Source organism: Streptomyces sp. NPDC058683 (assembly GCF_042716195.1).
GTDB lineage: Bacteria > Actinomycetota > Actinomycetes > Streptomycetales > Streptomycetaceae > Streptomyces.
This window is the reverse complement of record NZ_JBHXSK010000098.1, coordinates 1-22,516: the sequence shown is the minus strand read 5'-3', so window position 1 is coordinate 22,516 and position 22,516 is coordinate 1. Positions and strand designations below refer to the sequence as shown.

Genomic DNA, 22,516 nt, shown 5'->3' with positions numbered 1-22,516 from the left:
CCCTGGCACACGCAGCCCGCGCGGTGCGACGCGGCACCGACGTCATCGTGGCCGGCTCCACCGAGGCGCCCATAGCTCCGTACTCGATGGTCTGCCAGCTCGGCTACCAGGAGCTCAGCCGGGAGACCGACCCGGCCCGCGCCTACCGCCCGTTCACCGAACAGGCCTGCGGGTTCGTGCCGGCCGAGGGCGGCGCCATGCTCGTCGTGGAGGACATCGGCTCGGCCCGGCGACGCGGGCTGCCGGTACGGGCCACCCTCGACGGACACGCGTCCACGTTCACCGGGGCCTCCCGCTGGGCCGAGTCGAGGGCCGGGCTCGCCCAGGCGATCCGCGGCGCCCTCGCCGAGGCCGGCTGCGCCCCGGAGGAGGTCGACGTGGTCTTCGCCGACGCCCTCGGCGTCCCGGAGGCCGACCGGGCGGAGGCGCTGGCCATCGCCGACGCCCTGGGCGCGCACGGCCGGCGCGTGCCCGTCACCGCGCCCAAGACCGGGATCGGCCGGGGGTACTGCGCGGCCCCCGTCCTGGACACCGCCGCCGCGGTGCTCGCCATGGAACACGGCCTGATCCCGCCGACCCCGGGTGTCCACGACATCTGCCACGACCTCGACCTCGTGACCGGCAGCGCCCGCGCCGCCGCACCACGCACGGCGCTGATCCTCAGCCGGGGACTCATGGGGTCGAACTCGGCACTCGTGCTGCGCCACGGCACGGCCGGGTGAGCCGGAGAACAACCAGCTGCCCAGCAGCGAAGAAGAAGGAGTTCCTATGAGCATCACCGTGGACGAACTGTCCGAACTCATGAAGAAGGCCGCCGGCGTCACCGTCGCCCCGGCCGACCTGCAGGACCGGCGCGACACCGGCTTCGACGTCTTCGGTGTCGACTCGCTCGGCCTGCTCGGCATCGTCGGCGAGCTGGAGAACCGGCACGGCGTGCCCATGCCGGTGGACGCCGAGCGGTGCAAGACCCCCCGCCAGTTCCTCGACCTCGTCAACAGCGCCATGCCCGCGGGAGCCTGACATGACCGGACACACCCAGAACGAGATCACCATCGCCGCTCCCGTCGACCTGGTCTGGGACATGACCAACGACGTGGCCAACTGGACGCAGCTGTTCAGCGAGTACGCCGGCGTCGAGATCCTCTCCGAGGAGGGGAACAAGGTCACCTTCCGGCTGACCATGCACCCCGACGAGAACGGCAAGGTGTGGAGCTGGGTCTCCGAGCGCGAGACCGACCGCCCCAACCTGTCCGTCCGGGCCCGCCGCGTGGAGACCGGCCCCTTCGCCCACATGAACATCCGCTGGCAGTACGAGGAAGTACCGGCCGGCACCCGGATGATCTGGGCCCAGGACTTCGCGATGAAGCCGGAAGCCCCCGTCGACGACGACTGGATGACCGACAACATCAACAAGAACTCCAAGGTCCAGATGGCCCTGATCCGGGACAAGATCGAGAAGGCGGCCACCGGCCGGCGCCCCGACCCGGCCCTGGCCGACTGAGCCGGCCGCCGGGAAGACAGGAACGGAGAGACACGTGCACCAGGCCCTGATCGTCGCCCGTATGGCACCGGGCTCCGCCCCCGACATCGCGAAGGTGTTCGCGGAGTCCGACCAGGGAGAGCTGCCGCACCTCGTCGGGGTGGTCCGGCGCAGCCTCTTCCAGTTCGGCGATGTGTACATGCACCTCGTCGAGTCCGAGCGCGAGCCGGGACCCGCCATCGCCAAGGTCACCTCGCACCCCGAGTTCAGGGACATCAGCGACCGTCTCACGGCGTACGTCAGCGCGTACGACCCGGAGACCTGGCGCTCCCCGAAGGACGCGATGGCCCAGCGCTTCTACCTCTGGGAGCGCGACGGCGGCGCGTGAACCGTCGTACCGCCGTACGCCAACGGTGCCGGACCCGCGCAGAACGCGGGCCCGGCACCGGCGTGTCCGGGACCTGCCTCAGGCGGGCACCGTGCAGTCGAAGGCGTGCAGATACGGGTTGACCGGGCGGATGTCGTTGACGCTCAGACCAGCCTCCGTCAGCCGGCGCACCATGCTGTCGGTGGTGTGCTTGGCCCCGCCGACGTTGAGGAGCAGCAGCAGGTCCATCGCGGTGCTGAACCGCATCGACGGGGTGTCGTCGACCAGGTTCTCGATCACCACGACCCGGGCCCCGGGACCGCCCGCCGCGACCACGTTGGCCAGCAGCTGCGCGGTGGACTCGTCGTCCCACTCCAGGATGTTCTTGATGATGTAGACGTCCGAGTCGACCGGCACGGCCTCCCGGATGTCACCCGGCACGATGCGCGCCCGGTCCTCCAGGTCACCGCCCGGGCGCAGCCGTGGCAGGGCCTTCTCCACCACCTTCGGCAGGTCCAGCAGGTAGCCCTTCATCGCCGGGTACTTGTCCAGCAGACAGGCCACCACGTGCCCCTGGCCGCCGCCGAGGTCCGCGACCGACCGGCTGCCGGACAGGTCGAGCAGCGCGGCGACCTCACGCGCCGACTGCTCGCTGGAGGTGGTCATCGCCCGGTTGAAGACGTCCGCCGACTCCGGCGCGTCCTCGTTCAGGTAGACGAAGAACTCCTTGCCGTAGAGGTCCTCGATGACGTTGCGGCCGCTGCGCACGGCCTCGTCCAGCTTCGGCCAGGCGTCCCAGGTCCACGGCTCGGTGCACCACAGGGCGATGTACCGCAGGCTGTGCGGGTCGTCCTCGCGCAGCAGCCGGGAGGTCTCGGTGTGGGCGAACGTCCCGTCCGGGCGCTCGGCGAAGACGCCGTAGCAGGACAGGGCGCGCAGCAGCCGGCGCAGCGGCCGGGGGTCGGTCTTCACCGCGGAGGCGAGGCTCTCCACGGTCATCGGGGCGTCCCCGAGCGCGTCGGCGACGCGCAGCCGGGCGGCCGCGCGGACGGCGGCGGCACAGGCCGCCCCGAACACGAGCTCGCGCAGCCGCATCGACGGCGGCGGTGCGTCGCCCCGCGCCGGGTCCTTCGCCGGCGCCGAGAGATCGCGTGCTGGTGCGGTCATGTGCCGCCTACCTTCCTTGTGGGGTGTCGTAGGGCCGTCAGGTCAGCACAGACCGGCGGGCTTGGACTTCTTGCAGGTGTTGCTCTTGAAGCTGTTGCCGTGCTTGGCGGCTTCCTGGTTGATCAGGTCGGCGGGGGCGTTGCCCGACAGCTTGTTCCGGGTGACCTGGTTCTTGTCGTTGGTGGCGCCCACGAAGCTCTTGAAGACCACGATGCCGCCGGACAGCGGGGACTTGCCGGAGTTGCCGGTGACGGTGTTCCCGGTCACCAGGGTGTCCTCGGCGCCGGTCAGGACGATGCCGGAGCCCTGCAGGAAGAACAGCCGGGCGGTCTTCTTGCAGTACTTGTTGTTCTTCACGACCTGGTTGTCGGCGACGACGATGTGACCGGCCTTCGGCTTGTTCTCGTCGCCGACGACGAACATGCCCGCGCAGTTGCCGCTGACCGAGTTGTCCGAGACGGTCAGGTTGCGCAGCCGGCGCACGGTGACGCCGGTCCGGTTCTTCTCCAGCAGGTTGTGCTCGACGACCGTGCCGTCGGTGTCGGTGGCGCCCTTCTCCGTGGTGATGGAGTTGGCGAGGAACAGGCCCGCGTCGCCGTTGCTCCGGGCGACGTTGTACCGGTAGGCGCTGTGCACGGAGCGCTCTTCGGCGATGCCCCACTGGCCGTTCTTCACGGCGGCCACGCCGTGCACGTTCAGGTTGGCGGCGCCGACCGTCATGACACCGGTCCGGGAGAACCCGGTCACGGTCATCCGGGCGATGGTGACGTTCTCGACGGGCCGGCTCTTGGTGCCGACCACGCAGATTCCGTTGCCCATCTCCGCGCACGACTTCTGGGCGGCGGCCTTCTGCGACATGGCCTTCTTGGCCTTTTTGGCCTTCTTGGCCGGCTGGAGCACGGTCTCCTGGCCCGCACCGCTCAGGGTGAGGTCGGGCGTGGTCACCTTGACGCTCTCGTGGTACGTGCCGGCCAGCACCAGGACGGTGTCGCCGGGCGCGGCCGCGTCGACGGCCTTCTGGATCGACTCACCCGGATGCACCACGAGGGTGCGGTGGGTGGCGGTGGCCGGGGCGGCGCCGAGGAGGGAGCCGCACAGGGCGGCGGCGCAGGCGAGGTATGTGATATGGCGTTTTGTCACATTTAGCAGGCTAGGAGTCGATGACCCTATTACCCGCTGGATACGCCGTTCGGCGGCGTGTCATCCGGGCCGCGGCGAACCGGGCGGAAAAACGAAGACGCGGCGGTCGCATCAGCGACCGCCGCGTCCCGCAGTTCTCGGGTGTGCCTACCGCCCCCGCGGCCCGCCCTTGGGCATCCGCATGCCCTTCGGCAACGGCATGTTGGTCATCAGGTCACCCATCGCCCGCAGCCGGTCGTTGGTGGTCGTCACCTGAGGACCGGTCAGCACGCGAGGGAACTTCAGCATCGTGGTCCGCAGCTTCTTCAGCCCGACCTGGCCCTCGCCCGTGCCCACGATCACGTCGTGCACCGGCACGTCGGCCACGATCCGGGCCATCTTCTTCTTCTCGGCGGCCAGCAGGGTCTTCACCCGGTTCGGGTTGCCCTCGGCGACCAGGACGATGCCGGCCTTGCCGACGGCCCGGTGCACCACGTCCTGGCTGCGGTTCATCGCCACCGCCGGTGTCGTCGTCCAGCCCCGCCCGATGTTGTCCAGAACGGCGGCCGCGGCGCCCGGCTGGCCCTCCATCTGCCCGAAGGCCGCCCGCTCGGCCCGGCGGCCGAACACGATCGCCGTCCCGAGGAAGGCGAGCAGCAGGCCCAGGATGCCCAGATAGACCGGATGGCCGATCAGGAATCCGATCACGAGGAAGACGGCAAGGATGCCGAGACCGACACCCGCGAGTACAAGACCGATCGTCTTATCGGCCTTGCGGGTCATCTTGTACGTCAGGACGATCTGCTTCAGTCGCCCGGCATTCGCAGCGTCCGCTGCGGGTTCCTTCCTCGCCATGCCCCGAAGTCTACGTGGCCCCGGGAGTGCCGACGACGGCGGTGCCCGGAGAGGGGCCCGGGGAGCCGTCAGGAGCGGCCGGCGGCCTGCTCCAGGAAGAGCTGCGCCTCGACCCGGTCCTTGGCGCGACGGCGGTCCTCCAGCACGGAGGTCCAGGCGTTCTGGCGGGCGGTGCGCTGGCCGCCGCTCATCAGGAGGGACTCGACGGCGCGCAGCGCGTCGGTGAAGGACGGGATGGCGGTGGCGCGAACGGGCGCGGCCTGCATGGTGAAGGTCCCCCCTCGGAGTGGGTGTACATGCTGTGATTCCAGGGTCACTGTTCGGTGTTACCAGGGCGTGACCGACCGGTCAAACACCAATGAAACCTTGATACGCGGGCCCCGCACGCTGACGCGGTCCTGACGGGCGTCCTCATCAGCGAGGACCGTCAGGACCGCGGTCATTCGGTCATTACTGGCCGGTAGTAACTTGTGCGCGAATTCACACAGCCTGTACGGCTACGAACGCGCCCCGCTTCTCGATGGCCATCTGGTAGAGGCGCCCGGCCCGGTACGAAGAACGGACCAGCGGTCCGGACATCACACCGGAGAAGCCGATCTGCTCGGCCTCCTCCTTGAGCTCCACGAACTCCTGCGGCTTGACCCAGCGCTCCACGGGGTGGTGCCGCACGCTCGGACGCAGGTACTGCGTGATGGTGACCAGCTCGCAGCCCGCCTCGTGCAGCTGGCGCAGCGCCTCGGAGACCTCCTCGCGGGTCTCGCCCATGCCGAGGATGAGGTTGGACTTGGTGACCAGGCCGAAGTCACGGGCCTCGGTGATGACCTTCAGCGAGCGCTCGTAGCGGAAGCCGGGACGGATCCGCTTGAAGATCCGGGGCACCGTCTCGACGTTGTGCGCGAAGACCTCGGGGCGGGACTCGAAGACCTCGCGCAGCAGCTCCGGGACGGCGTTGAAGTCCGGGGCGAGCAGCTCGACCTTGGTACGGCCGGCCTCGCGCTCCGCCGTCTGCGCGTGGATCTGGCGCACGGTCTCGGCGTACAGCCAGGCGCCGCCGTCCTCCAGGTCGTCGCGGGCGACGCCGGTGATGGTGGCGTAGTTCAGGTCCATGGTGACCACGGACTCACCCACGCGGCGCGGCTCGTCGCGGTCCAGCGCCTCGGGCTTGCCGGTGTCGATCTGGCAGAAGTCGCAGCGCCGGGTGCACTGGTCGCCGCCGATGAGGAAGGTCGCCTCGCGGTCCTCCCAGCACTCGTAGATGTTCGGGCAGCCGGCTTCCTGGCAGACCGTGTGCAGACCCTCGCTCTTCACGAGGTTCTGCATCTTCGTGTACTCGGGGCCCATTTTCGCCCGGGTCTTGATCCACTCGGGCTTGCGCTCGATGGGGGTCTGGGCGTTCCGGACCTCCAGGCGCAGCATCTTGCGTCCGTCGGGTGAGACTGCGGACACGTCGGCTCCCTGTAACTTCGATTCCTCGGCGTACACCAGGGTACGCCCGTGATTGCTGGGCCCTTCCGTGGAGGCCAACCCCTCGGCCGCAGGGCGCATTCCCTCGGTCAGGCCGGGGTCTTCTCGATCTCGCGCGGCTTGAGCTCCGCGTTCTCCAGGATCTCCGTCAGGTGCCGCTCCACCACCGGAAGCACCTCCTCGATCGTCACGTCCCGGCCCAGCTCGGCCGCGAGGGAGGCGACGCCCGCGTCCCGGATGCCGCACGGGATGATCCGGTCGAACCACTTGTTGTCGGGGTTCACGTTGAGCGCGAAGCCGTGCATCGTGACGCCCTTGGCCACCCGGATGCCGATCGCGGCGATCTTCCGGTCCTCGCGGCGCTGCCCGGCGTTGGAGGGCGCGTACTCCGGGCCGTTCAGGCGCGGGTCGAACTCCTCGTCCGTCAGCCGGGGATCGAAGTCCAGGGAGAGCCCTCCGAGGGCCTGCGGCCGCTGCTCCACCGGGTCGCCGAGCACCCACACGCCGCTGCGGCCCTCGACCCGGGTGGTCTCCAGGCCGAACTCGGCGCAGACGCGGATCAGCGCCTCCTCCAGGCGCCGTACGTGCGCGACCACGTCCACCGGGCGCGGGAGCTTCTGGATCGGGTAGCCCACCAGCTGGCCCGGGCCGTGCCAGGTGATCTTGCCGCCGCGGTCCACGTCGATGACCGGGGTGCCGTCCAGCGGCCGCTCGTTGTCCGCGGTGCGCCGGCCCGCCGTGTACACCGGGGGGTGTTCGAGCAGCAGCACCGTGTCGGGCACCTCGTCGGCGAACCGCGCCGCGTGCACCCGGCGCTGCTCGTCCCACGCCTCCTGGTACTCGACGGCATCCGCGCCGAATCCCATGCGGACGAACCGCAACTCACTCACGGCAAGCGCCTCCCTCGGGCGATGGGTGTGTCAGGCACATAACGCGCCCAAGCCACTGTACGTCCGCCCGTAACGCGTCAGCCCTGGGGTCAATCCTCACACGATCGGATGAATGAACGTCGAAATGTGCGATCGGCTGCTCACTCTCCGCTACATTCGCGCCGTCCACGAGCGCCAAAAGGGCTGCTCACCGGCAATCCGGGCACAAGCTACCGAGCTGAGCCAGAAGGCAGGAGACCGCACCGCAGATGACGGACCGACCCGCGCAGCGCACCCCCAACCGCCAGCTCGCCGCGCTCATCGCAGAAGCAGGGTTCTCCAACGCGGGTCTGGCCCGTCGGGTCGACCAGCTCGGTCTCGAACACGGGCTGGATCTCAGATACGACAAGACGTCGGTCACCCGATGGCTGCGCGGCCAGCAGCCCCGGGGCACCACCCCCGCCCTGATCGCCGAGGTCTTCACGCGGCGCCTCGGCCGCCGGCTCACCGCCCAGGACCTGGGCCTCGACGCCTGCGCCCCGGTGTACGCCGGGCTGGAGTTCGCGGCCACCCCCGAGGAGGCCGTCGACATCGTCAGCGGGCTGTGGCGCAAGGACTCCGGCAGCCACGCCGAGCTCCGCAAGATCGCGTTCACCCCGGCCGGGCTCGTGGTGCCCAGCCGGGACTGGCTGATCGGCCGCGCCGACGACCGGGTGGCCCGCGGCGAGACGGCACCGCCGGTGGCCGCCCGGGTGCCGGCCCAGCTCCGGCCCGCCGCACCCAAGCAGCCGGCCCCGCCGGGACGCTCCCGCGGGCAGGCCGAACGCGGGCCCGGCCAGCGGGTCACCGGCGGGGACATCGCCGCGCTCCGCTCGGTCGGTGAACTGTTCCGCACGCTCGACGACACGTACGGCGGCGGGCACGCCCGGCAGGCCCTGGTGCGCTATCTGGAGCACGAGTGCGAGCCGATGCTGCGCGGCACGTACGGCGAGCAGACCGGCCGCAAGCTGTTCGCCGCGGCCGCCGACCTGACCCGGCTCGCGGGCTGGACGTCGTACGACATCGCCGCGCACGGTCTCGCCCAGCGCTACTTCGTCCAGTCCCTCCGCCTCGCGCAGGCGGCCGGGGACCGCTCCTACGGCTCCTACGTCCTCGTCACCATGAGCCGTCAGGCCGTGTACCTCGGCCACGGCCGGGAGGCGGTGCAGCTGGCGCGGGTGGCCCAGCAGGGCGTGGGCACCAACGCCCCGCCGGTCGTCCAGGCACTCCTCCATGCGGCCGAGGCCCGCGCCCACGGAGTCCTCGGCGAGGTACGGGCGTGCACCGGCGCGCTGGTCCGGGCCGAACGCGCCCTGGAGGCGGCCCGGCCCGGGGACGAAGTCCCCCACTGGGCGCGCTTCTTCGACGAGGCGCAGCTCGCCGACGAGTTCGGCCACTGCCACCGGGACCTCCAGCAGTTCCGGGCGTCCGCGCAGCACGCGGAGCGCTCGCTGCAACTCCGTGCGCCCTCCTACGCGCGCAGCCGCCTCTTCTGCCGCGTCGTCCTCGCCACGGCCCGCCTGGGCCTCGGCGAACTCGACCAGGCGTGCGCGCTCGGCGCGGAGGCGGCGGGTGCCGCGGTGGAGATGCGCTCGGTACGCGCGATCGAGTACGTCAAGGACTTCGAACGCCGCCTGGAGCCGTACAAGGACGCAGCACCGGCCAGGGCCTACCGGGACAAGGTCGCCGCACTGAACTGACCGCCGCACGACCGTCCACCGGACCGGCCACGGCACGACCGTCCACCGGACCGGCCAGCGCACGGCCGGCCGCTGGGCCGGCCACCGGGTGGCTGACCGCTGGGCCGGCCGGCATCAGGCTTGGTGCTGGGCCGGCCAGTGTTCGGCTTGATGCTGGGGCTGGCGACCCCGGCTCCTTTCCCGCCTCGGCTGAAGTTTTTTCCGCCGCGGCGGTGATCGGCCACGACGGCGTTGTCCGGCGGTGCCGGGCCGGCTGGTGCCGCTCGCCGTTGCCGGTTCCGGTTGATCGCCGGGTGCCGCGCCGTCGTGGCTTGTCGCGCCCGCGCGGCGGAGCCGCATGTCGCATGCAGCCCCGCGCCCCTGAAGGGCGCTCGTCTACGCCGCCCGGCGTTGCATCGGCTCCGCCGCGTGCATCGAGCCCGATACACCCAGGTCCGTCAGGATCGCCGCCGTTGCCCGGTGGGCCGAGTGCAGCGCTCCCTGGACCGTGCTGGTGTCCCGGTGGTCGCCGCAGACGTAGAGGCCGGCCAGGAGGCGGACCGGGCGGCGGAGGTCGTGCGGGGGGCGCATCGCCGGGATCGCCTCCGGCGTGTGGTGGACGGCCAGCGTCTCCCAGCGGTGCGTCGACGTGCCGTAGAGCCGGGCCAGGTGCATACGGACCGCCGTGTCGATGTCCGAGGGCGGCGGGCCGAGCACCGTCGAGGAGATCAGGGCGCGGCCCTGCGGGGCCCGGCTCGGGTCGATGGTGCTGACCACCGAGGTGTGGGAGACGGGCCCGCCCCGGTCCGCGTCGAGGAGGAGCGACGCCCCCGTGGTGAGCGCCGCCGGTTCGTCCGTCGTGTGATGGACCACCGTCACCTGGTGGAAGTCCGGCACGCGCAGCCCCGGCAGCAGCCCGGCGGCGGCCCGCGCGTCCGTCGCCAGCAGCACGGCCCGGCAGCGGATCTCGCCGTGCTCGGCCGTCGTCACGGACGTCGTCGAGACCGAGGTGACCCGGACGCCCGTGTGCACCGTGCCGGGCGGGAGGGCGCGGGCGAGGAGTTCCGGGAGGACCTCGGCGCCTCCCTCCGGCACGCACAGCCGCCCGCTCGCGAAGGAGCGCAGGGCGAGGTCCGCGCACCGGCTGGACGTCGTCAGCTCCGGGTCGCAGAGCAGGGCCGCGAGCAGCGGGCGCAGAAAGCCGTCGATCGTACGGGCGGGCACCCCGCGCGCCGCGAGGGCGTGCGCGGCCGGGAGTTCGGGGCGGGCGAGGATGCGTTCCACCGGGGTCGTGGCGATCCGCCCCAGCGCCGCACCGAGCCGTGCCTGGTCGACCGCGCTGCCCATCGGCGCCGTCGCCCGCGCGGGCGACACGGCCGAGCCGCCCCTGGGGGCGCTTGCCAGGGCGCGCACCGCATACAGTGCGCCCCTCGCGCTCCCGCCGCCCGCCGGAGCGCCGGCCCGGTGCCTGCGCCCGTCGCGATGCAGCAGTACGCCGGGCGCGAACCGGCGCAGAACCAGGGCGTCCAGTCCCGGTGCCAGCCGTAGCTCCGGGTACGACGTGGACAGGAGCTGTCCTATCCGGTCGAGCCGGAAGCCGTCGACCTTCTCGGTCGACATACGGCCGCCGACGTAAGGGGCGGCCTCCAGGACCGCGGTCGTTACTCCTGCACTGTTCAGCCGATGAGCCGCGGAGAGTCCGGCGACACCGGCTCCCACGATGACGACGTCCGCCTGGTACGCGGGCTCATGCACGAGGCCCCTCCTCGATTGCGCGTCCGGTGGAGACGTGATGCCCCCAACCAGCTCCGGGGATACCCGAGTTCGGGTCGAGGTTAGGACGGTGATCGGTCAAGGACAGTCGCGCATGAACAGGGCACGGTCGCACGGCGGTCGCATACGGTCACATGCGTTGTCAGGCCGCGCGGATCGCGTCCTCGATGCCCGGGAACGCGAAGGTGAACCCCGACTCCAGCAGCCGCTTGGGCACCACGCGTTGACTGCCCAGCACGTCCCCGGCCATCTCGCCGAGCGCCAGCCGCAGCGCCGGCGAGGGGACCGGGAAGAGAGCCGGGCGGCCCAGCACCCGGGCCATCGCCGCGGTGATCTCACGGTTGGTCAGGGGCTGCGGCGCGGTGAGGTTGAAGGGGCCCTCAAGGCCCTCGGTGTCCATCAGGAACCTGATCGCGGCCACCTCGTCGTGCAGCGCGATGAACGACCAGTACTGCCGGCCGTCACCCAGCCGTCCGCCGAGTCCCGCCTTGAACAGCGGGAACAGCCGGCCCCAGGCCCCGCCGCCACGGGCCACCACCAGACCCGTGCGGACGAACACCGTCCGGATGCCCGCCTCCCGCGCCGGGGCCGCCGCCTCCTCCCACTCCACGCACAGCGACGGCAGGAAGCCGTCCCCGGGCGGCGCGTCCTCGTCGACGACCCGGTCGCCCGTGTCGCCGTAGAAGCCCATCGCGCTGCCGCTCACGAACACCCGCGGCGGCACGTCCAGGGCGGCCACCGCCTCCGCGAGCGCGACCGTGCCGAGGACCCGGCTGTCCCGGATCCGCCGCTTGTAGGCGGCCGTCCAGCGCCGGTCGCCGATGCCGGCCCCGGCGAGGTTCACCACCGCGTCGCAGCCGGCCAGCCCCGCCGTGTCCACGTACTGCCCCTCGGGGTCCCAGCAGACCTCGGCGGCGCTGTGGGCCCCGCGCCGCACCAGGCGCACCACCTCGTGCCCGTCCGCCCGCAGGGACCGCACCAGGGCACTGCCGATCAGACCGGACGCGCCGGCCACCGCGATACGAGAGCGTTCCATGTGTTCCAGCATGCCGGGACACGCGCCGGAAAACTTCCGGGGGCCCGGGTGCCGCCCGACTTAGGGTGACCACATGCCGGAACCGTACATACGCGCCGCCCTGCCCGACGACGACGAGGAGCTGTCCGCCCTCGACCGCGCCATCTGGTCGTATCTGCACGCCGTGCAACCCGAGCCGCAGCCGCCGTACGACCCCTTCTTCAGCGGGCGGCACGCCCCCGAGGACACCCTGGTCGCCGAACTCGACCGGCGCATCGTCGGCTATGTCCGCCTCGGTTTCGCCTACAACATCGCCTCCAACGCGCACGTCCGGCAGATCCAGGGCCTCGCCGTCGCCGAGGAGGCCCGCGGCCACGGGGTCGCCCGGACGCTGCTGCGGGCCGTGATGGAGGAGGCCCGCGGACGTGGCGCCCGCCGGATCCGGCTGGGCGTCCTCGGGCACAACGCCCCGGCGCGCAGGCTCTACGAGTCGGAGGGCTTCGCCGTCGAGGGCGTGCTGCCGGGGGAGTTCCTCCTGGGCGGCGAGTACGTCGACGACGTGATCATGGGCCGGGCGCTGTGACGGTCAGGACGTGACGGTCAGGATGTGACGGTCAGGATGTGATCAGGTCGCCGGTGTCCACCGGCGCCGTGGCGTTCGCCCCGCGGGTGGCGTCCGAGGCCACCTCGTCGGCCGTCAGGACGTACCCCGTCTCGTCGTCCGACGTGGAGCGGGCGAACACCACGCCGTACACCTTGCCGCCGGTGGTCAGCAGCGGGCCGCCGGAGTTGCCGGGGCGGACCGTGGAGCGGATCGAGTAGATCTCGCGGGTCACGGTGGCGTCGTTGTAGATGTTCTGGCCGGTGGCCGGCACCTTGGCGGCCACCGTGGCCGCCTGCAGGTTCAGGTCGCCGTCCTGCGGATAGCCGGCCACCACCGCGGAGTCGCCGCGCGCCGCACCGGTGTCGAAGCCCAGCACCGGCGCGCGCAGCCGCGGCACGTACAGCACCGCCACGTCCCGGTCCGGGTCGAAGAGCACCACCTGCGCCTCGTACGACGTCCCGACCCCGCCGATCCGCACGCTCGGGTCGGTGATGCCGGCCACCACGTGCGCGTTGGTCATCACGTGCTCCGGCGCGTACACGAACCCGCTGCCCTCGCGGCCCTGGGTGCCCGAGACACCCTCGATCTTGACCGTGCTGCGCTTGGCCGCGCTGGTGGCGGCACTCGTGACGCTGTCGCCCGTCGGCTTGGCGACCCGGGCCGTCGACTCGTTCTCGAACGGGTTGAAGACCTGCGGGAAACCCGCCTCCGTGAGCGCCGAGGTGGCTCGCGAGAACCAGGCCGGCGTGGTGTCCGGCATCGTGTTCTGGACCGCGCCGAGCAGCTTGGAGTCCTGTATCGCCGTCGTCACCGCCGGCGACGAGGACGCGCCCAGCACGCTCGCCGCCACCCAGGCCACGATCAGCACCGCCACCGCGTTGGCCGCCGCCCCGCCGATCCCGTCGGCCGCCCGGAGCGGCCCCTGGTCCAGCTCACGGCGCAGCCGCAGCGCCAGCCGCCCCGCCAGCTCGTGTCCGACCACGCCCGGCACCAGCACCGTCAGCACCGCGACCACCGTCGCCGTGGCCGTCCCGCGGGTGACCAGGTCCATCACCCACGGCAGCACCCACACGCCGATGACCGCGCCGCCCACGAACCCGGCCAGCGAGACGCAGCCGGCCACCAGCCCACGCCGGTAACCGGACGCCGCGTAGACGAGGACCACCAGTACGAGCACCAGGTCGAGCAGGTCCACGGAGCCGCCTTTCTCTCGGTGCCCTTAATACGGTCGGGACAGGTCCAGTGATCAGTCCACACGCGCGAGAACCTCGGGAACCGGCCACGCGTGCGTGTACCACCTGAAACGCCCCGGACCGGGACGTTGGTTCCACCAGGTGGCACAGCACACATCGCGGGCCAAGTGGATCAACCCGAGAGTGGATGCCATGCGTGTCTTCCCCAGAGCCGGGCGGCGCACCAGAATCGCCGTCCTGACCCTGCTCGGCTGTCTGCCCGGCCTCGCCGCCGCCGTCGCGCTGGTGCTGTGCGCCCAGGGCGCCGACCGCCCCGTCGCGATCCACCTCGCCGCGCCCGCGCCCGCCAGCCCCGCCACCCGCTACCGGGCGCCCCGGCCGCGTATCGTGCCGCGCTCGGCCTGGCTGGACGACACCGTCCGCCGCACCCAGCCGCCGCCGCGCTACGACGACAAGGTCGTCGCCGTCTTCGTGCACCACACCGACTCGCCCAACGGCTACGCCTGCGCCGAGGTGCCCGAGATCATCCGCCGCCTCTACAGCGGTCAGACCGGCGACCGGGCGTGGGACGACATCGGCTACAACTTCCTCGTCGACCGCTGCGGCACCATCTACGAGGGCCGCGCGGGCGGCACCGAACGTGCGGTCGTCGGCGCCCACACCCAGGGCTTCAACCACCGCACCGCCGGCATCGCCGCCCTGGGCACCTTCACCGCCGGGGTGCCCGTGCCGCCCGCCATGACCGACTCGATCGCCGCCCTCGCCGCCTGGAAGCTCGGCCTCGCCGACGTCGACCCGCGCACCAGTGCCCGCCTGGTCTCCAGCAACGGGCTCAGCCGGTACCGGCAGGGCACCGTCGTCGCCCTGCCCGCGGTGGCCGGCCACCAGGACGGCTACATGACCAACTGCCCCGGCGCCGCCCTCACCGCCAGCCTCCCCCAGATCAGGGAGGCGGCGGCCCGGCTCCAGGGCAGGGTGCCGCCGGCCGCGGCCACCGCGATCCCGACGGGACCGCCCACCGCGACCCCGCCGAGCACATCCGCGGCGGCCCCGCCGAACACACCCGCCCCGGCCCCGGCCCGAACACCCTTCAAAGCACCCCTCGAAGTACCCCTCAGGTACCTGAAGACACCCGTGGAAGCATCCGCAGAAGCGTCCACAGGAACGCCATAGGCGGCACGCAGGCCGTTCAGATCCCCGCGTCCTAACGTCATGGACAACACAAGCCGACTGGAGGCGGGGATCATGCACAGCAGTCGTACCGAAGCCCGCAAGGACACCAAGGACGCCAAGGAGCAGGACGGTTGGGTCAGGTCCGCCCGCGGCCCCTGGGCCGTGGTCTGTGCGGTCGCGACGGTCGTCCTCGGCCCGGCCGCGGTCACCGCGTCCGCCCTCGACCAGGCCAACGCGGCGCCGATGCACCACGCGGTCAGGGCCGAGCAGACACCGGCGTACATCCCGTCGGACGTGACCCGGCGCCGCGCGGCGTAGCACTCACTCCTTGAAGCGGTCCCAGAGCCTCGGGAACCGTTCCGCGAGCGCCCGCTCGTTCTCGAAGTCGACCGGGCTGCCCTCCGGTTCGGAGGGCGCGGGGGCGATGCCCAGGTCCGGGGCCACGGTCCCGGTGAGCTGTTCGTACGCCTCGTCCGCGGCGTACCCGAGTTCCTCGCCGTCGCCGTCGATCTCCTCGTCGAAGTCGCCCAGCGCCTCCGCCAGCCCGTCCGGGTCGTGCAGGGCGCCCTCGAACACCTCCCGGCCCTGGCCGATCAGCCAGCACCGGAAGAAGTCGAACGCGTCGTCGCTGGCCCCGTCGAGCAGCACCCACGCGGCCCCCCACAGGTCCCAGCGGTAGGCGCGGTTGTAGCGGGCCTCGAAGTGACGGGCGAAGTCCAGCACCATGTCCGGGTCCAGCTGGAGCAGCCGGTCCACGAGCAGGTCCGCCTGGTCCTCCGGGTCGCCCTCGGCGGCCTCGCGGGTGCCGTCGACCAGCTCCCAGAACTCCGTCTCGTCCATCACGGGTCAAGCATCGTGCCTGTGCGCCGGGGGCGCACGCGGAGTGGTGCGGATTGTTATCAGCCGTCCCCCGACGGTGGGTACAGTCCCGCCAGGCGCCGCGCGTCCGCCGCGAAGCGCGCCCTCAGCCCCGTCGGCGCGAGCACCTCGGCCTCCGGCCCGAGCGCGGTCAGCTGACCGTGCGCGACCTCCTCGCTCTCCACCGACAGGGCCACCGTCACCCACCCCCACGCGTCCGGGGTGCCGGCGCCCGCGAGCGCCTGCCGCGCGGCCACCGGGTCGACGGCGTACGGCAGTCTGCGCAGGCCCACCGCCGACAGCCGCACCACCACCTCGGCATGCAGGATCGACCGCGCGAACTGCTCCGCCCGCCGGTCCCAGAACCCCGGCAGATCGAACTCCTCGTCCCGCGCGAACCGCTCCTCGCCGGCCTCGACCGAGGTGAACCGGTCGATCCGGTAGACCCGGTAGGAGTCGGTCTCCGCGACCCGCGCGCACAGGTACCAGACCCCGGCCTTCAGCACGAGCCCGTACGGCTCCAGCTCCCGCCGTACCTCCGACTCGCCGCGCCGGTAGAGCGCGACGACCCGCCGGTCGTCCCACACCGCGTCGGCGAGGGCGGGCAGCAGCGCGGGTGTCCCGGGCTCGGTGAACCAGTTGGGCGCGTCCAGATGGAACCGCTGGGCCGCGGTCCGGGAGGCGTCCCGCAGCGAGGGCATCAGCGCGGCGGACACCTTCAGCCGGGCGGCACTGGCGGCGTCCGCCAGCCCCATCTCCCGCAACGCCCCCGGCACCCCGCTCAGGAACAGCGCCTCGGCCTCGCTCCGCCCGAGCCCCGTCAGCCCCGTCCGGTACCCGCCGACCAGCCGGTACCCGCCCGCCCGGCCCCGGTCCGCGTACACCGGCACCCCCGCCTCCGACAGGGCCTGCGCGTCCCGCATCACGGTCCGCTCCGACACCTCCAGCTCGGCGGCCAGTTCACCGGCGGTCATGGCGGACCGGGACTGGAGCAGAAGCACCATTTTGATGAGACGGGCGGCGCGCATGCGTCCCATGATGCCGGGCCGGAAAAGGATCTCCGCCGCAACGGCGAGCCGTTGCGGCGGAGAGGGGTTCGCGCTTCCTACAGGCCGTAACGCTCCCGCGCTTCCTTCACCGCGGTCGCCTTGACCTCGCCGCGCCTGGCCAGCTGGGCCAGGGCCGCGACGACGACCGACTCGGCGTCGACGCCGAAGTGGCGGCGGGCCGCGTCCCGGGTGTCGGAGAGGCCGAAGCCGTCCGCGCCCAGGGAGGAGTAGTCCTGCTCGACCCACTGCGCGATCTGGTCCGGGACCTGGCGCATGTAGTCGGAGACGGCCAGCACCGGGCCCTCGGCACCCTGCAGGGCCTGCCGGACGTACGGCACCCGCTCCTCGCCGCGCAGCAGGGCCGCGTCCGCCTCCATGGCGTCACGGCGCAGCTCCGTCCAGGAGGTGGCGGACCAGACGTCGGCCGCCACACCCCACTCCTCGGCGAGCAGTCGCTGCGCCTTGAGCGCCCAGTGGATCGCCGTACCGGAGCCGAGCAGCTGGATCCGCGGGGCGTTCGCCACCACCGAGAGACCGGCCGACTCCGCCGTGTTGAAGCGGTACAGGCCCTTGACGACGCCCTCGTCGATGCCGAGCCCGGCCGGCTTCGCGGGCTGCGGGAGCGGCTCGTTGTAGACGGTCAGGTAATAGAAGACGTTCGGGTCCTCGCCCGGGGCCGGCTCGCCGTACATACGGCGCAGACCGTCCTTGACGATCGTCGCGATCTCGTAGGCGAAGGCCGGGTCGTAGGACAGCGCGGCCGGGTTGGTCGCGGCGATCACCGGGGAGTGGCCGTCGGCGTGCTGGAGGCCCTCGCCCGTCAGGGTCGTACGGCCGGCGGTCGCGCCGACGAGGAAGCCGCGGCCGAGCTGGTCGCCGAGCTGCCACATCTGGTCGGCGGTGCGCTGCCAGCCGAACATCGAGTAGAAGATGTAGAACGGGATCATCGCCTCGCCGTGCGTCGCGTACGCGGTCGACGCGGCGATGAAGTCGGCCATCGAACCGGCCTCGGTGATCCCCTCGTTGAGGATCTGGCCGTTCTTGGCCTCCTTGTAGTACATCAGCTGGTCACGGTCGACCGGCTCGTACGTCTGCCCCTTGGGGGAGTAGATCCCGAGGGACGGGAACAGGCTCTCCATGCCGAAGGTGCGCGCCTCGTCCGGGACGATCGGCACCCAGCGCTTTCCGGTCTCCTTGTCGCGGACCAGGTCCTTGACGAGCCGGACGAAGGCCATCGTCGTCGCCAGGTTCTGCGAGCCGGAGCCCTTGTCGAAGGAGGCGAAGGCCTTGTCGGCGGGGGCCGGCAGGGGGGCCAGGGCGTGCGTACGGCGGGCGGGGGCCGGGCCGCCGAGGGCCGCCCGGCGCTCCTGGAGGTAGCGCACCTCGGGGGAGTCGGCGCCGGGGTGGCCGTAGGGCACCACACCGTCGGCGAAGTCGCTGTCCTTGATGGGCAGTTCGAGCAGGTCACGCATCGTCTTGAACTCGTCCACCGTCAGCTTCTTCATCTGGTGGTTGGCGTTCTTCGACGCGAAGCCGTTGCCGAGGGTGTGACCCTTGACGGTCTGAGCCAGGATCACGGTCGGCGCGCCCTTGAACTCGACGGCCGCCTTGTACGCGGCGTACACCTTGCGGGCCTCGTGACCACCGCGCGAGAGGTGGAAGCACTCCAGGATCTTGTCGTCGCTCAGCAGCTTCGCCATCTCGGCGAGCGCCGGGTCCTTGCCGAAGAAGTCGGCGCGGATGTAGGCGGCGTCCCGGGTCTGGTACGTCTGCACCTGCGCGTCCGGTACCTCACGGAGGCGCCGTACCAGCGCACCGGTGGTGTCGAGCGCGAACAGCTCGTCCCAGGCGCTGCCCCAGAGCGACTTGACGACGTTCCAGCCGGCGCCGCGGAACTGGGCCTCCAGCTCCTGCACGATCTTGAAGTTGGCGCGCACCGGGCCGTCGAGGCGCTGCAGGTTGCAGTTGATGACGAAGGTCAGGTTGTCCAGGCCCTCACGGGAGGCGAGCGCCAGGGCGGCCGTGGACTCCGGCTCGTCCATCTCGCCGTCACCGAGGAACGCCCAGACGTGGGACGACGTGAGGTCCTTGATGCCGCGCGCCGTCAGGTACCGGTTGAAGCGGGCCTGGTAGATCGCCGACAGGGGGCCGAGGCCCATGCTCACCGTCGGGAACTCCCACAGCCAGGGCAGGCGGCGGGGGTGCGGGTACGACGGGAGGCCGTTGCCGCCGGCCTCCTGGCGGAAGTTGTCGAGGTGCGCCTCGGTCAGGCGGCCGTCGAGGAAGGCGCGGGCGTAGATGCCGGGGGAGGCGTGGCCCTGGATGTAGAGCTGGTCACCGCTGCCGGCGGCCTCCTGGGACTCCTTGCCCTTGAAGAAGTGGTTGAAGCCGGTCTCGTAGAGCCAGGCCGCGGAGGCGAAGGTGGCGATGTGGCCGCCGACGCCGTGTTTGCTGCCCCGGGTGACCATCGCGGCCGCGTTCCAGCGGTTCCACGCGGTGATCCGCCGCTCCATCTCCTCGTCGCCGGGCACGGCGGCCTCGGCGGCGGTGGGGATGGTGTTGACGTAGTCGGTCTCGAGCAGCTTCGGCAGCGCGATGCCGTCCGCCTCGGCGCGCTCCAGCGTGCGGCGCATCAGGTACGCGGCGCGGTGCGGCCCGGCCTCCCTGGCCACGGCGTCCAGTGAGGCCTGCCATTCGGCGGTCTCCTCCGGGTCCCGGTCGGGGAGCTGGTCGAGCGCGCTCGGCTGGATGGCCTGGGGGTCGGTCATGTCGCCGCCTTCCTCAGTCGAAGGGGGTTCCCTCATCGGTAAGGGTTCGGGGGTGCCCTTGGTCTTTGGCAGGACAGGGCGGCGGGCCCGGGTGCGGGCCCGTCGGCGACAATAACTCCCTGATCGATGATCGATCAAAGGGTTGAGGGGCAAAACTTCTCGATTCCGAGAAAGTCGGCACGGGGTGCCTCCGGCAGTGGCACCGGGTGACGCGTCCGAGGCAGGGTTTCTGCAGGTGAGACGGTGTTTTGAGCGAGGGAGCGCTCTTGTGCGGGGAGGGGGTGCGAGAGAAAGCTCATGCCTTCTGCCGAGGGCTCACGGCCTGGGGGCGCAGCCCAGGACATGGGCCTTCACGATGTCGGCGATCCTCGGGTCGCGGCGCTGGAACGCGGCCACCAGCTCCTGGTGTTCCTCGGCGTAGGACTGCTGGACCGTGCCCAGCCAGCGGATCGACAGCGCCGTGAAGACCTCGATGCCCAGGCCCTCCCACGTGTGCAGCAGCACCGAGTTGCCGGCCGCCCGGACCAGCTCGCGGTGGAAGCCGACCGTGTGGCGGACCTGAGCCGTGCCGTCGGCGTTCCGGTCGGCCTCGTAGAGCGCCGTGACATGCGGGTCGAGCGCCGAGCAGTCCGCCGCCAGCCGCTCCGCCGCCAGCTCCGCCGCGATCGCCTCCAGGCCGGCCCGCACCGGGTAGCTCTCCTCCAGGTCGGCCGCCGTCAGGTTCCGCACCCGCACGCCCTTGTTCGGCGCGGACTCGATCAGCCGCAGCGACTCCAGCTCCCGCAACGCCTCCCGCACCGGAGTCTGGCTGACCTCCAGCTCGGTGGCGATCCGTCGCTCCACGATCCGCTCGCCCGGCTTCCAGCGCCCGCTGACGATTCCCTCCACGATGTGCTCGCGGATCTGTTCGCGCAGCGAGTGGACGACGGGCGCGGTCATGGGAGCTCCTTAAGGGCGTTGACGTTTAGACAATACGGCCGGACCGCCTCCCGGGAGAGGCGCACGGGGGCGCTTTCGCGCAGGTGAGACGAGACTTACACGCTTCCCAGGCGGGCGGGATCCGTAAAGCCCCGTACCGGGGTCGCTGCGGAGTCGTCACCGCCCTGTCACCGGCAGAACCCGCGCGGGCCGTCCGCTGTCGCCGTGTGCAGAGGGGCTCCGGCAGAGGCGCCCCTCCGCGGCATCGGGGGCGTCATGAACATCGGGGGACGGACCGGCTGGGCGGTCACCGCGGCGGCCGTCGCGGCGGTCCTGGGGAGCACGGCGTGCGGTCCGACGGGCACGGGCACGGGCCCGCACGGCGGCAAGGCCGGGAAAGTGAGGAGCGTGGCCGCCCCGGCCGACGGGACGGTCCTCCTCGGCGCCCGGCCCCGCGGCGACGCCGGCGGCGCCTGCGTCTTCGTCAAACCCGACGGGGCGCAGAAGTTCGGCCACGTGGGGTGGGGCTTCCGGATCACCGGCACGGACCAGTGGGAGTACGGCGCCGTCGAGAACCCCAGCGGCCAGCTCTACACCCCGCCCGGCGGCGACATCGGGGCCTGGCACGCGCAGGGGTCGTACCGGCAGATGCTGCACGACATGTCGACCGACGCCCACTACCCCGGCAAGTCCAGCCATCCCTACAGCCGTTACCGGTGCACGTCGTCCTCGACGAGCGACGTCCGCGCCGCCCGGAAGACGATCCGTACCGTCGAAGGACGCGGCTTCCTCGTCGGCGTCGACCCGAGGACCGGGGAGCTGACCTCCCGGGACTGCCTCGACGCGACGTACGACGTCCTCAGGGCCTACCGGACCCGGCACCTGGCCCCGGCACCCCACCTCGGCATCCCCAACGTGTGGGTGGCGACGCTGGTCGGCTGGTCCGACGACCGGCTGACGCCCAGGTGATACGACGGTGCCCCGCCCGGAGCAGCTCCGGACGGGGCACCGTAGAACCCTTGGCGGATCAGAGGCCGAGCTCGACCTCGAACTCGCCCGCCTCCAGGATCGCCTTGACGGCCGTCAGGTAGCGGGCCGCGTCGGCGCCGTCCACCAGGCGGTGGTCGTAGGACAGGGTCAGGTACGTCATGTCGCGGACGCCGATGACTGTGCCCTCCTCCGTCTCGATGACGGCCGGACGCTTGACCGTGGCACCGATGCCGAGGATCGCGACCTGGTTCGGCGGCACGATGATCGTGTCGAACAGCGCGCCGCGCGAGCCGGTGTTGGAGATGGTGAAGGTCGCGCCGGACAGCTCGTCCGGGGTGATCTTGTTCGCCCGGACCTTGCCCGCGAGCTCGGCGGTGGCCTTGGCGATACCGGCGATGTTCAGGTCGCCCGCGTGCTTGATGACCGGGGTCATCAGGCCCTTCTCGGAGTCCACCGCGATACCGACGCTCTCGGTGTCGAAGTAGGTGATCGTGCCCTCTTCCACGTTGATCCGGGCGTTGATGGCCGGGTGGGCCTTCAGCGCCTGGGCCGCCGCCTTGACGAAGAACGGCATCGGGGAGAGCTTGACGCCCTCGCGCGCGGCGAAGGAGTCCTTGGCCTGGGCGCGCAGGCGCATCAGGCGGGTCACGTCGACCTCGACGACCGAGGACAGCTGCGCCTGCTCGTGCAGCGCCTTGACCATGTTGTCGCCGATGACCTTGCGGATGCGAGGCATCTTGACGGTCTGGCCGCGGAGCGGGGAGACCTCCAGCTTCGGGGTCTTCTTCGCACCGGCGGCATGGCCTCCGGCAGTCACAGCGGCGGCCACGGGGGCCGGAGCGGCGGCGGCGGCCTTCGCGGCCTCGGCGGCGGCGATGACGTCCTGCTTGCGGATCCGACCGCCGACACCGGTGCCCTTGACGGCGCCGAGGTCGACACCGTTCTCGGCGGCGAGCTTGCGCACCAGCGGGGTGACGTAGGCACCCTCGTCGACCGGAGCGGCCGGAGCCGGAGCCGCGGCCGGGGTGACCGGGGCCGGAGCCACCGGCGCGGGGGCCGGGGCGGCCGGAGCCGGAGCGGCGGCGACCGGGGCGGGAGCCGGGGCGGGCGCGGGAGCCGGGGCCGCGGGGGCGGCC

At 71.8% G+C, this 22,516-nt stretch carries 23 protein-coding genes; 9 read left to right on the top strand and 14 right to left on the bottom strand.

Annotated elements, in window-relative coordinates:
- The 4 genes from ACFWXC_RS51750 to ACFWXC_RS51735 all read left to right on the top strand — a co-directional run.
- Window positions 1-722: beta-ketoacyl synthase N-terminal-like domain-containing protein (locus ACFWXC_RS51750; protein WP_384491101.1), on the top strand; the 722-nt coding region annotated here is incomplete at its 5' end.
- Between the two features lie 46 nt (window positions 723-768).
- Window positions 769-1,020: an acyl carrier protein gene (locus ACFWXC_RS51745; protein ID WP_362567809.1), complete on the top strand. Its 252-nt coding sequence runs from the start codon at window positions 769-771 to the stop codon at window positions 1,018-1,020.
- Window position 1,021: 1 nt separating this feature from the next.
- Window positions 1,022-1,501 carry an SRPBCC family protein gene (locus tag ACFWXC_RS51740; RefSeq protein WP_384491099.1) on the top strand — a complete coding sequence of 160 codons (480 nt, stop codon included), beginning with the start codon at window positions 1,022-1,024 and terminating at the stop codon, window positions 1,499-1,501.
- A gap of 34 nt (window positions 1,502-1,535) precedes the next feature.
- Window positions 1,536-1,868, top strand: a complete 333-nt coding sequence (locus ACFWXC_RS51735; RefSeq protein ID WP_384491097.1) for a TcmI family type II polyketide cyclase — start codon at window positions 1,536-1,538, stop codon at window positions 1,866-1,868.
- 78 nt (window positions 1,869-1,946) lie between these two features.
- Here ACFWXC_RS51735 and ACFWXC_RS51730 read toward each other — a convergent pair whose 3' ends face one another.
- The 6 genes from ACFWXC_RS51730 to lipB all read right to left on the bottom strand — a co-directional run bounded on the left by ACFWXC_RS51730 (window position 1,947) and on the right by lipB (window position 7,342).
- Window positions 1,947-2,942, bottom strand: coding sequence for a methyltransferase (locus ACFWXC_RS51730; RefSeq protein ID WP_384491107.1), 996 nt, complete (start codon window positions 2,940-2,942; stop codon window positions 1,947-1,949).
- A 114-nt stretch (window positions 2,943-3,056) separates the two neighbouring features.
- Window positions 3,057-4,154 carry a nitrous oxide reductase family maturation protein NosD gene (locus tag ACFWXC_RS51725; protein ID WP_384491095.1) on the bottom strand — a complete coding sequence of 366 codons (1,098 nt, stop codon included), beginning with the start codon at window positions 4,152-4,154 and terminating at the stop codon, window positions 3,057-3,059.
- Window positions 4,155-4,301: 147 nt separating this feature from the next.
- Window positions 4,302-4,988, bottom strand: coding sequence for a DUF4191 domain-containing protein (locus ACFWXC_RS51720; RefSeq protein WP_384491093.1), 687 nt, complete (start codon window positions 4,986-4,988; stop codon window positions 4,302-4,304).
- 68 nt (window positions 4,989-5,056) lie between these two features.
- Window positions 5,057-5,254, bottom strand: a complete 198-nt coding sequence (locus tag ACFWXC_RS51715; protein WP_351732150.1) for a hypothetical protein — start codon at window positions 5,252-5,254, stop codon at window positions 5,057-5,059.
- A gap of 214 nt (window positions 5,255-5,468) precedes the next feature.
- On the bottom strand, window positions 5,469-6,434 hold the full coding sequence (gene lipA / locus ACFWXC_RS51710; protein ID WP_384491091.1) for a lipoyl synthase: 966 nt from the start codon (window positions 6,432-6,434) through the stop codon (window positions 5,469-5,471).
- 107 nt (window positions 6,435-6,541) lie between these two features.
- The gene (gene lipB, locus ACFWXC_RS51705) at window positions 6,542-7,342 is read right to left on the bottom strand and encodes a lipoyl(octanoyl) transferase LipB (RefSeq protein ID WP_384491089.1); all 801 of its coding nucleotides are present in this window, start codon (window positions 7,340-7,342) and stop codon (window positions 6,542-6,544) included.
- Window positions 7,343-7,590: 248 nt separating this feature from the next.
- Here lipB and ACFWXC_RS51700 point away from each other — a divergent pair, with 248 nt between their 5' ends.
- Window positions 7,591-9,060 (top strand): regulator, encoded by a 1,470-nt coding sequence (locus ACFWXC_RS51700; protein WP_384491087.1) that lies wholly within the window; start codon window positions 7,591-7,593, stop codon window positions 9,058-9,060.
- A 375-nt stretch (window positions 9,061-9,435) separates the two neighbouring features.
- Here the strand turns inward: ACFWXC_RS51700 and ACFWXC_RS51695 are convergent, their stop codons facing one another.
- Together ACFWXC_RS51695 and ACFWXC_RS51690 are read right to left on the bottom strand one after the other, a co-directional pair.
- The gene (locus tag ACFWXC_RS51695; RefSeq protein ID WP_384491085.1) at window positions 9,436-10,794 is read right to left on the bottom strand and encodes an NAD(P)/FAD-dependent oxidoreductase; all 1,359 of its coding nucleotides are present in this window, start codon (window positions 10,792-10,794) and stop codon (window positions 9,436-9,438) included.
- Between the two features lie 160 nt (window positions 10,795-10,954).
- Window positions 10,955-11,848 (bottom strand): TIGR01777 family oxidoreductase, encoded by an 894-nt coding sequence (locus tag ACFWXC_RS51690; protein WP_384491083.1) that lies wholly within the window; start codon window positions 11,846-11,848, stop codon window positions 10,955-10,957.
- A gap of 73 nt (window positions 11,849-11,921) precedes the next feature.
- On the opposite strand from ACFWXC_RS51690, the gene ACFWXC_RS51685 reads away from it, so the two are divergent.
- Window positions 11,922-12,410 carry a GNAT family N-acetyltransferase gene (locus ACFWXC_RS51685; protein ID WP_384491081.1) on the top strand — a complete coding sequence of 163 codons (489 nt, stop codon included), beginning with the start codon at window positions 11,922-11,924 and terminating at the stop codon, window positions 12,408-12,410.
- A 31-nt stretch (window positions 12,411-12,441) separates the two neighbouring features.
- Here the strand turns inward: ACFWXC_RS51685 and ACFWXC_RS51680 are convergent, their stop codons facing one another.
- Window positions 12,442-13,626: a MarP family serine protease gene (locus ACFWXC_RS51680; RefSeq protein WP_384491079.1), complete on the bottom strand. Its 1,185-nt coding sequence runs from the start codon at window positions 13,624-13,626 to the stop codon at window positions 12,442-12,444.
- A 190-nt stretch (window positions 13,627-13,816) separates the two neighbouring features.
- On the opposite strand from ACFWXC_RS51680, the gene ACFWXC_RS51675 reads away from it, so the two are divergent.
- On the top strand, window positions 13,817-14,797 hold the full coding sequence (locus ACFWXC_RS51675; protein WP_384491077.1) for a peptidoglycan recognition protein: 981 nt from the start codon (window positions 13,817-13,819) through the stop codon (window positions 14,795-14,797).
- A 72-nt stretch (window positions 14,798-14,869) separates the two neighbouring features.
- Window positions 14,870-15,115 (top strand): hypothetical protein, encoded by a 246-nt coding sequence (locus tag ACFWXC_RS51670; protein ID WP_384491105.1) that lies wholly within the window; start codon window positions 14,870-14,872, stop codon window positions 15,113-15,115.
- Window positions 15,116-15,118: 3 nt separating this feature from the next.
- Here the strand turns inward: ACFWXC_RS51670 and ACFWXC_RS51665 are convergent, their stop codons facing one another.
- The 4 genes from ACFWXC_RS51665 to ACFWXC_RS51650 form a co-directional block, all read right to left on the bottom strand.
- Window positions 15,119-15,637, bottom strand: a complete 519-nt coding sequence (locus ACFWXC_RS51665; RefSeq protein WP_384491103.1) for a DUF4240 domain-containing protein — start codon at window positions 15,635-15,637, stop codon at window positions 15,119-15,121.
- 59 nt (window positions 15,638-15,696) lie between these two features.
- Window positions 15,697-16,683, bottom strand: coding sequence for a helix-turn-helix transcriptional regulator (locus tag ACFWXC_RS51660; protein ID WP_384491075.1), 987 nt, complete (start codon window positions 16,681-16,683; stop codon window positions 15,697-15,699).
- Window positions 16,684-16,760: 77 nt separating this feature from the next.
- A complete protein-coding gene (aceE, locus tag ACFWXC_RS51655; RefSeq protein ID WP_384491073.1) occupies window positions 16,761-19,472 on the bottom strand; it encodes a pyruvate dehydrogenase (acetyl-transferring), homodimeric type in 2,712 nt (903 codons plus the stop codon).
- 315 nt (window positions 19,473-19,787) lie between these two features.
- On the bottom strand, window positions 19,788-20,411 hold the full coding sequence (locus ACFWXC_RS51650; RefSeq protein ID WP_384491071.1) for a GntR family transcriptional regulator: 624 nt from the start codon (window positions 20,409-20,411) through the stop codon (window positions 19,788-19,790).
- Between the two features lie 255 nt (window positions 20,412-20,666).
- Here ACFWXC_RS51650 and ACFWXC_RS51645 point away from each other — a divergent pair, with 255 nt between their 5' ends.
- Window positions 20,667-21,359 (top strand): hypothetical protein, encoded by a 693-nt coding sequence (locus tag ACFWXC_RS51645; protein WP_384491069.1) that lies wholly within the window; start codon window positions 20,667-20,669, stop codon window positions 21,357-21,359.
- 58 nt (window positions 21,360-21,417) lie between these two features.
- Here the strand turns inward: ACFWXC_RS51645 and sucB are convergent.
- Window positions 21,418-22,516: 2-oxoglutarate dehydrogenase, E2 component, dihydrolipoamide succinyltransferase (gene sucB / locus ACFWXC_RS51640; protein ID WP_384491067.1), on the bottom strand; the 1,099-nt coding region annotated here is incomplete at its 5' end.

Bases quoted from the DNA above. Each gene is read 5' to 3' on its own strand.
- ACFWXC_RS51660 (WP_384491075.1), bottom strand. From the start codon at position 16,683: ATGCGCGCCGCCCGTCTCATCAAAATGGTGCTTCTGCTCCAGTCCCGG.
- ACFWXC_RS51670 (WP_384491105.1), top strand. From the start codon at position 14,870: ATGCACAGCAGTCGTACCGAAGCCCGCAAGGACACCAAGGACGCCAAG.
- ACFWXC_RS51745 (WP_362567809.1), top strand. From the start codon at position 769: ATGAGCATCACCGTGGACGAACTGTCCGAACTCATGAAGAAGGCCGCC.
- ACFWXC_RS51700 (WP_384491087.1), top strand. From the start codon at position 7,591: ATGACGGACCGACCCGCGCAGCGCACCCCCAACCGCCAGCTCGCCGCG.
- ACFWXC_RS51675 (WP_384491077.1), top strand. From the start codon at position 13,817: ATGCGTGTCTTCCCCAGAGCCGGGCGGCGCACCAGAATCGCCGTCCTG.
- ACFWXC_RS51685 (WP_384491081.1), top strand. From the start codon at position 11,922: ATGCCGGAACCGTACATACGCGCCGCCCTGCCCGACGACGACGAGGAG.
- ACFWXC_RS51720 (WP_384491093.1), bottom strand. From the start codon at position 4,988: ATGGCGAGGAAGGAACCCGCAGCGGACGCTGCGAATGCCGGGCGACTG.
- ACFWXC_RS51665 (WP_384491103.1), bottom strand. From the start codon at position 15,637: ATGGACGAGACGGAGTTCTGGGAGCTGGTCGACGGCACCCGCGAGGCC.
- aceE (WP_384491073.1), bottom strand. From the start codon at position 19,472: ATGACCGACCCCCAGGCCATCCAGCCGAGCGCGCTCGACCAGCTCCCC.
- ACFWXC_RS51690 (WP_384491083.1), bottom strand. From the start codon at position 11,848: ATGGAACGCTCTCGTATCGCGGTGGCCGGCGCGTCCGGTCTGATCGGC.
- ACFWXC_RS51730 (WP_384491107.1), bottom strand. From the start codon at position 2,942: ATGCGGCTGCGCGAGCTCGTGTTCGGGGCGGCCTGTGCCGCCGCCGTC.
- ACFWXC_RS51715 (WP_351732150.1), bottom strand. From the start codon at position 5,254: ATGCAGGCCGCGCCCGTTCGCGCCACCGCCATCCCGTCCTTCACCGAC.
- ACFWXC_RS51650 (WP_384491071.1), bottom strand. From the start codon at position 20,411: ATGACCGCGCCCGTCGTCCACTCGCTGCGCGAACAGATCCGCGAGCAC.
- ACFWXC_RS51645 (WP_384491069.1), top strand. From the start codon at position 20,667: ATGAACATCGGGGGACGGACCGGCTGGGCGGTCACCGCGGCGGCCGTC.
- ACFWXC_RS51740 (WP_384491099.1), top strand. From the start codon at position 1,022: ATGACCGGACACACCCAGAACGAGATCACCATCGCCGCTCCCGTCGAC.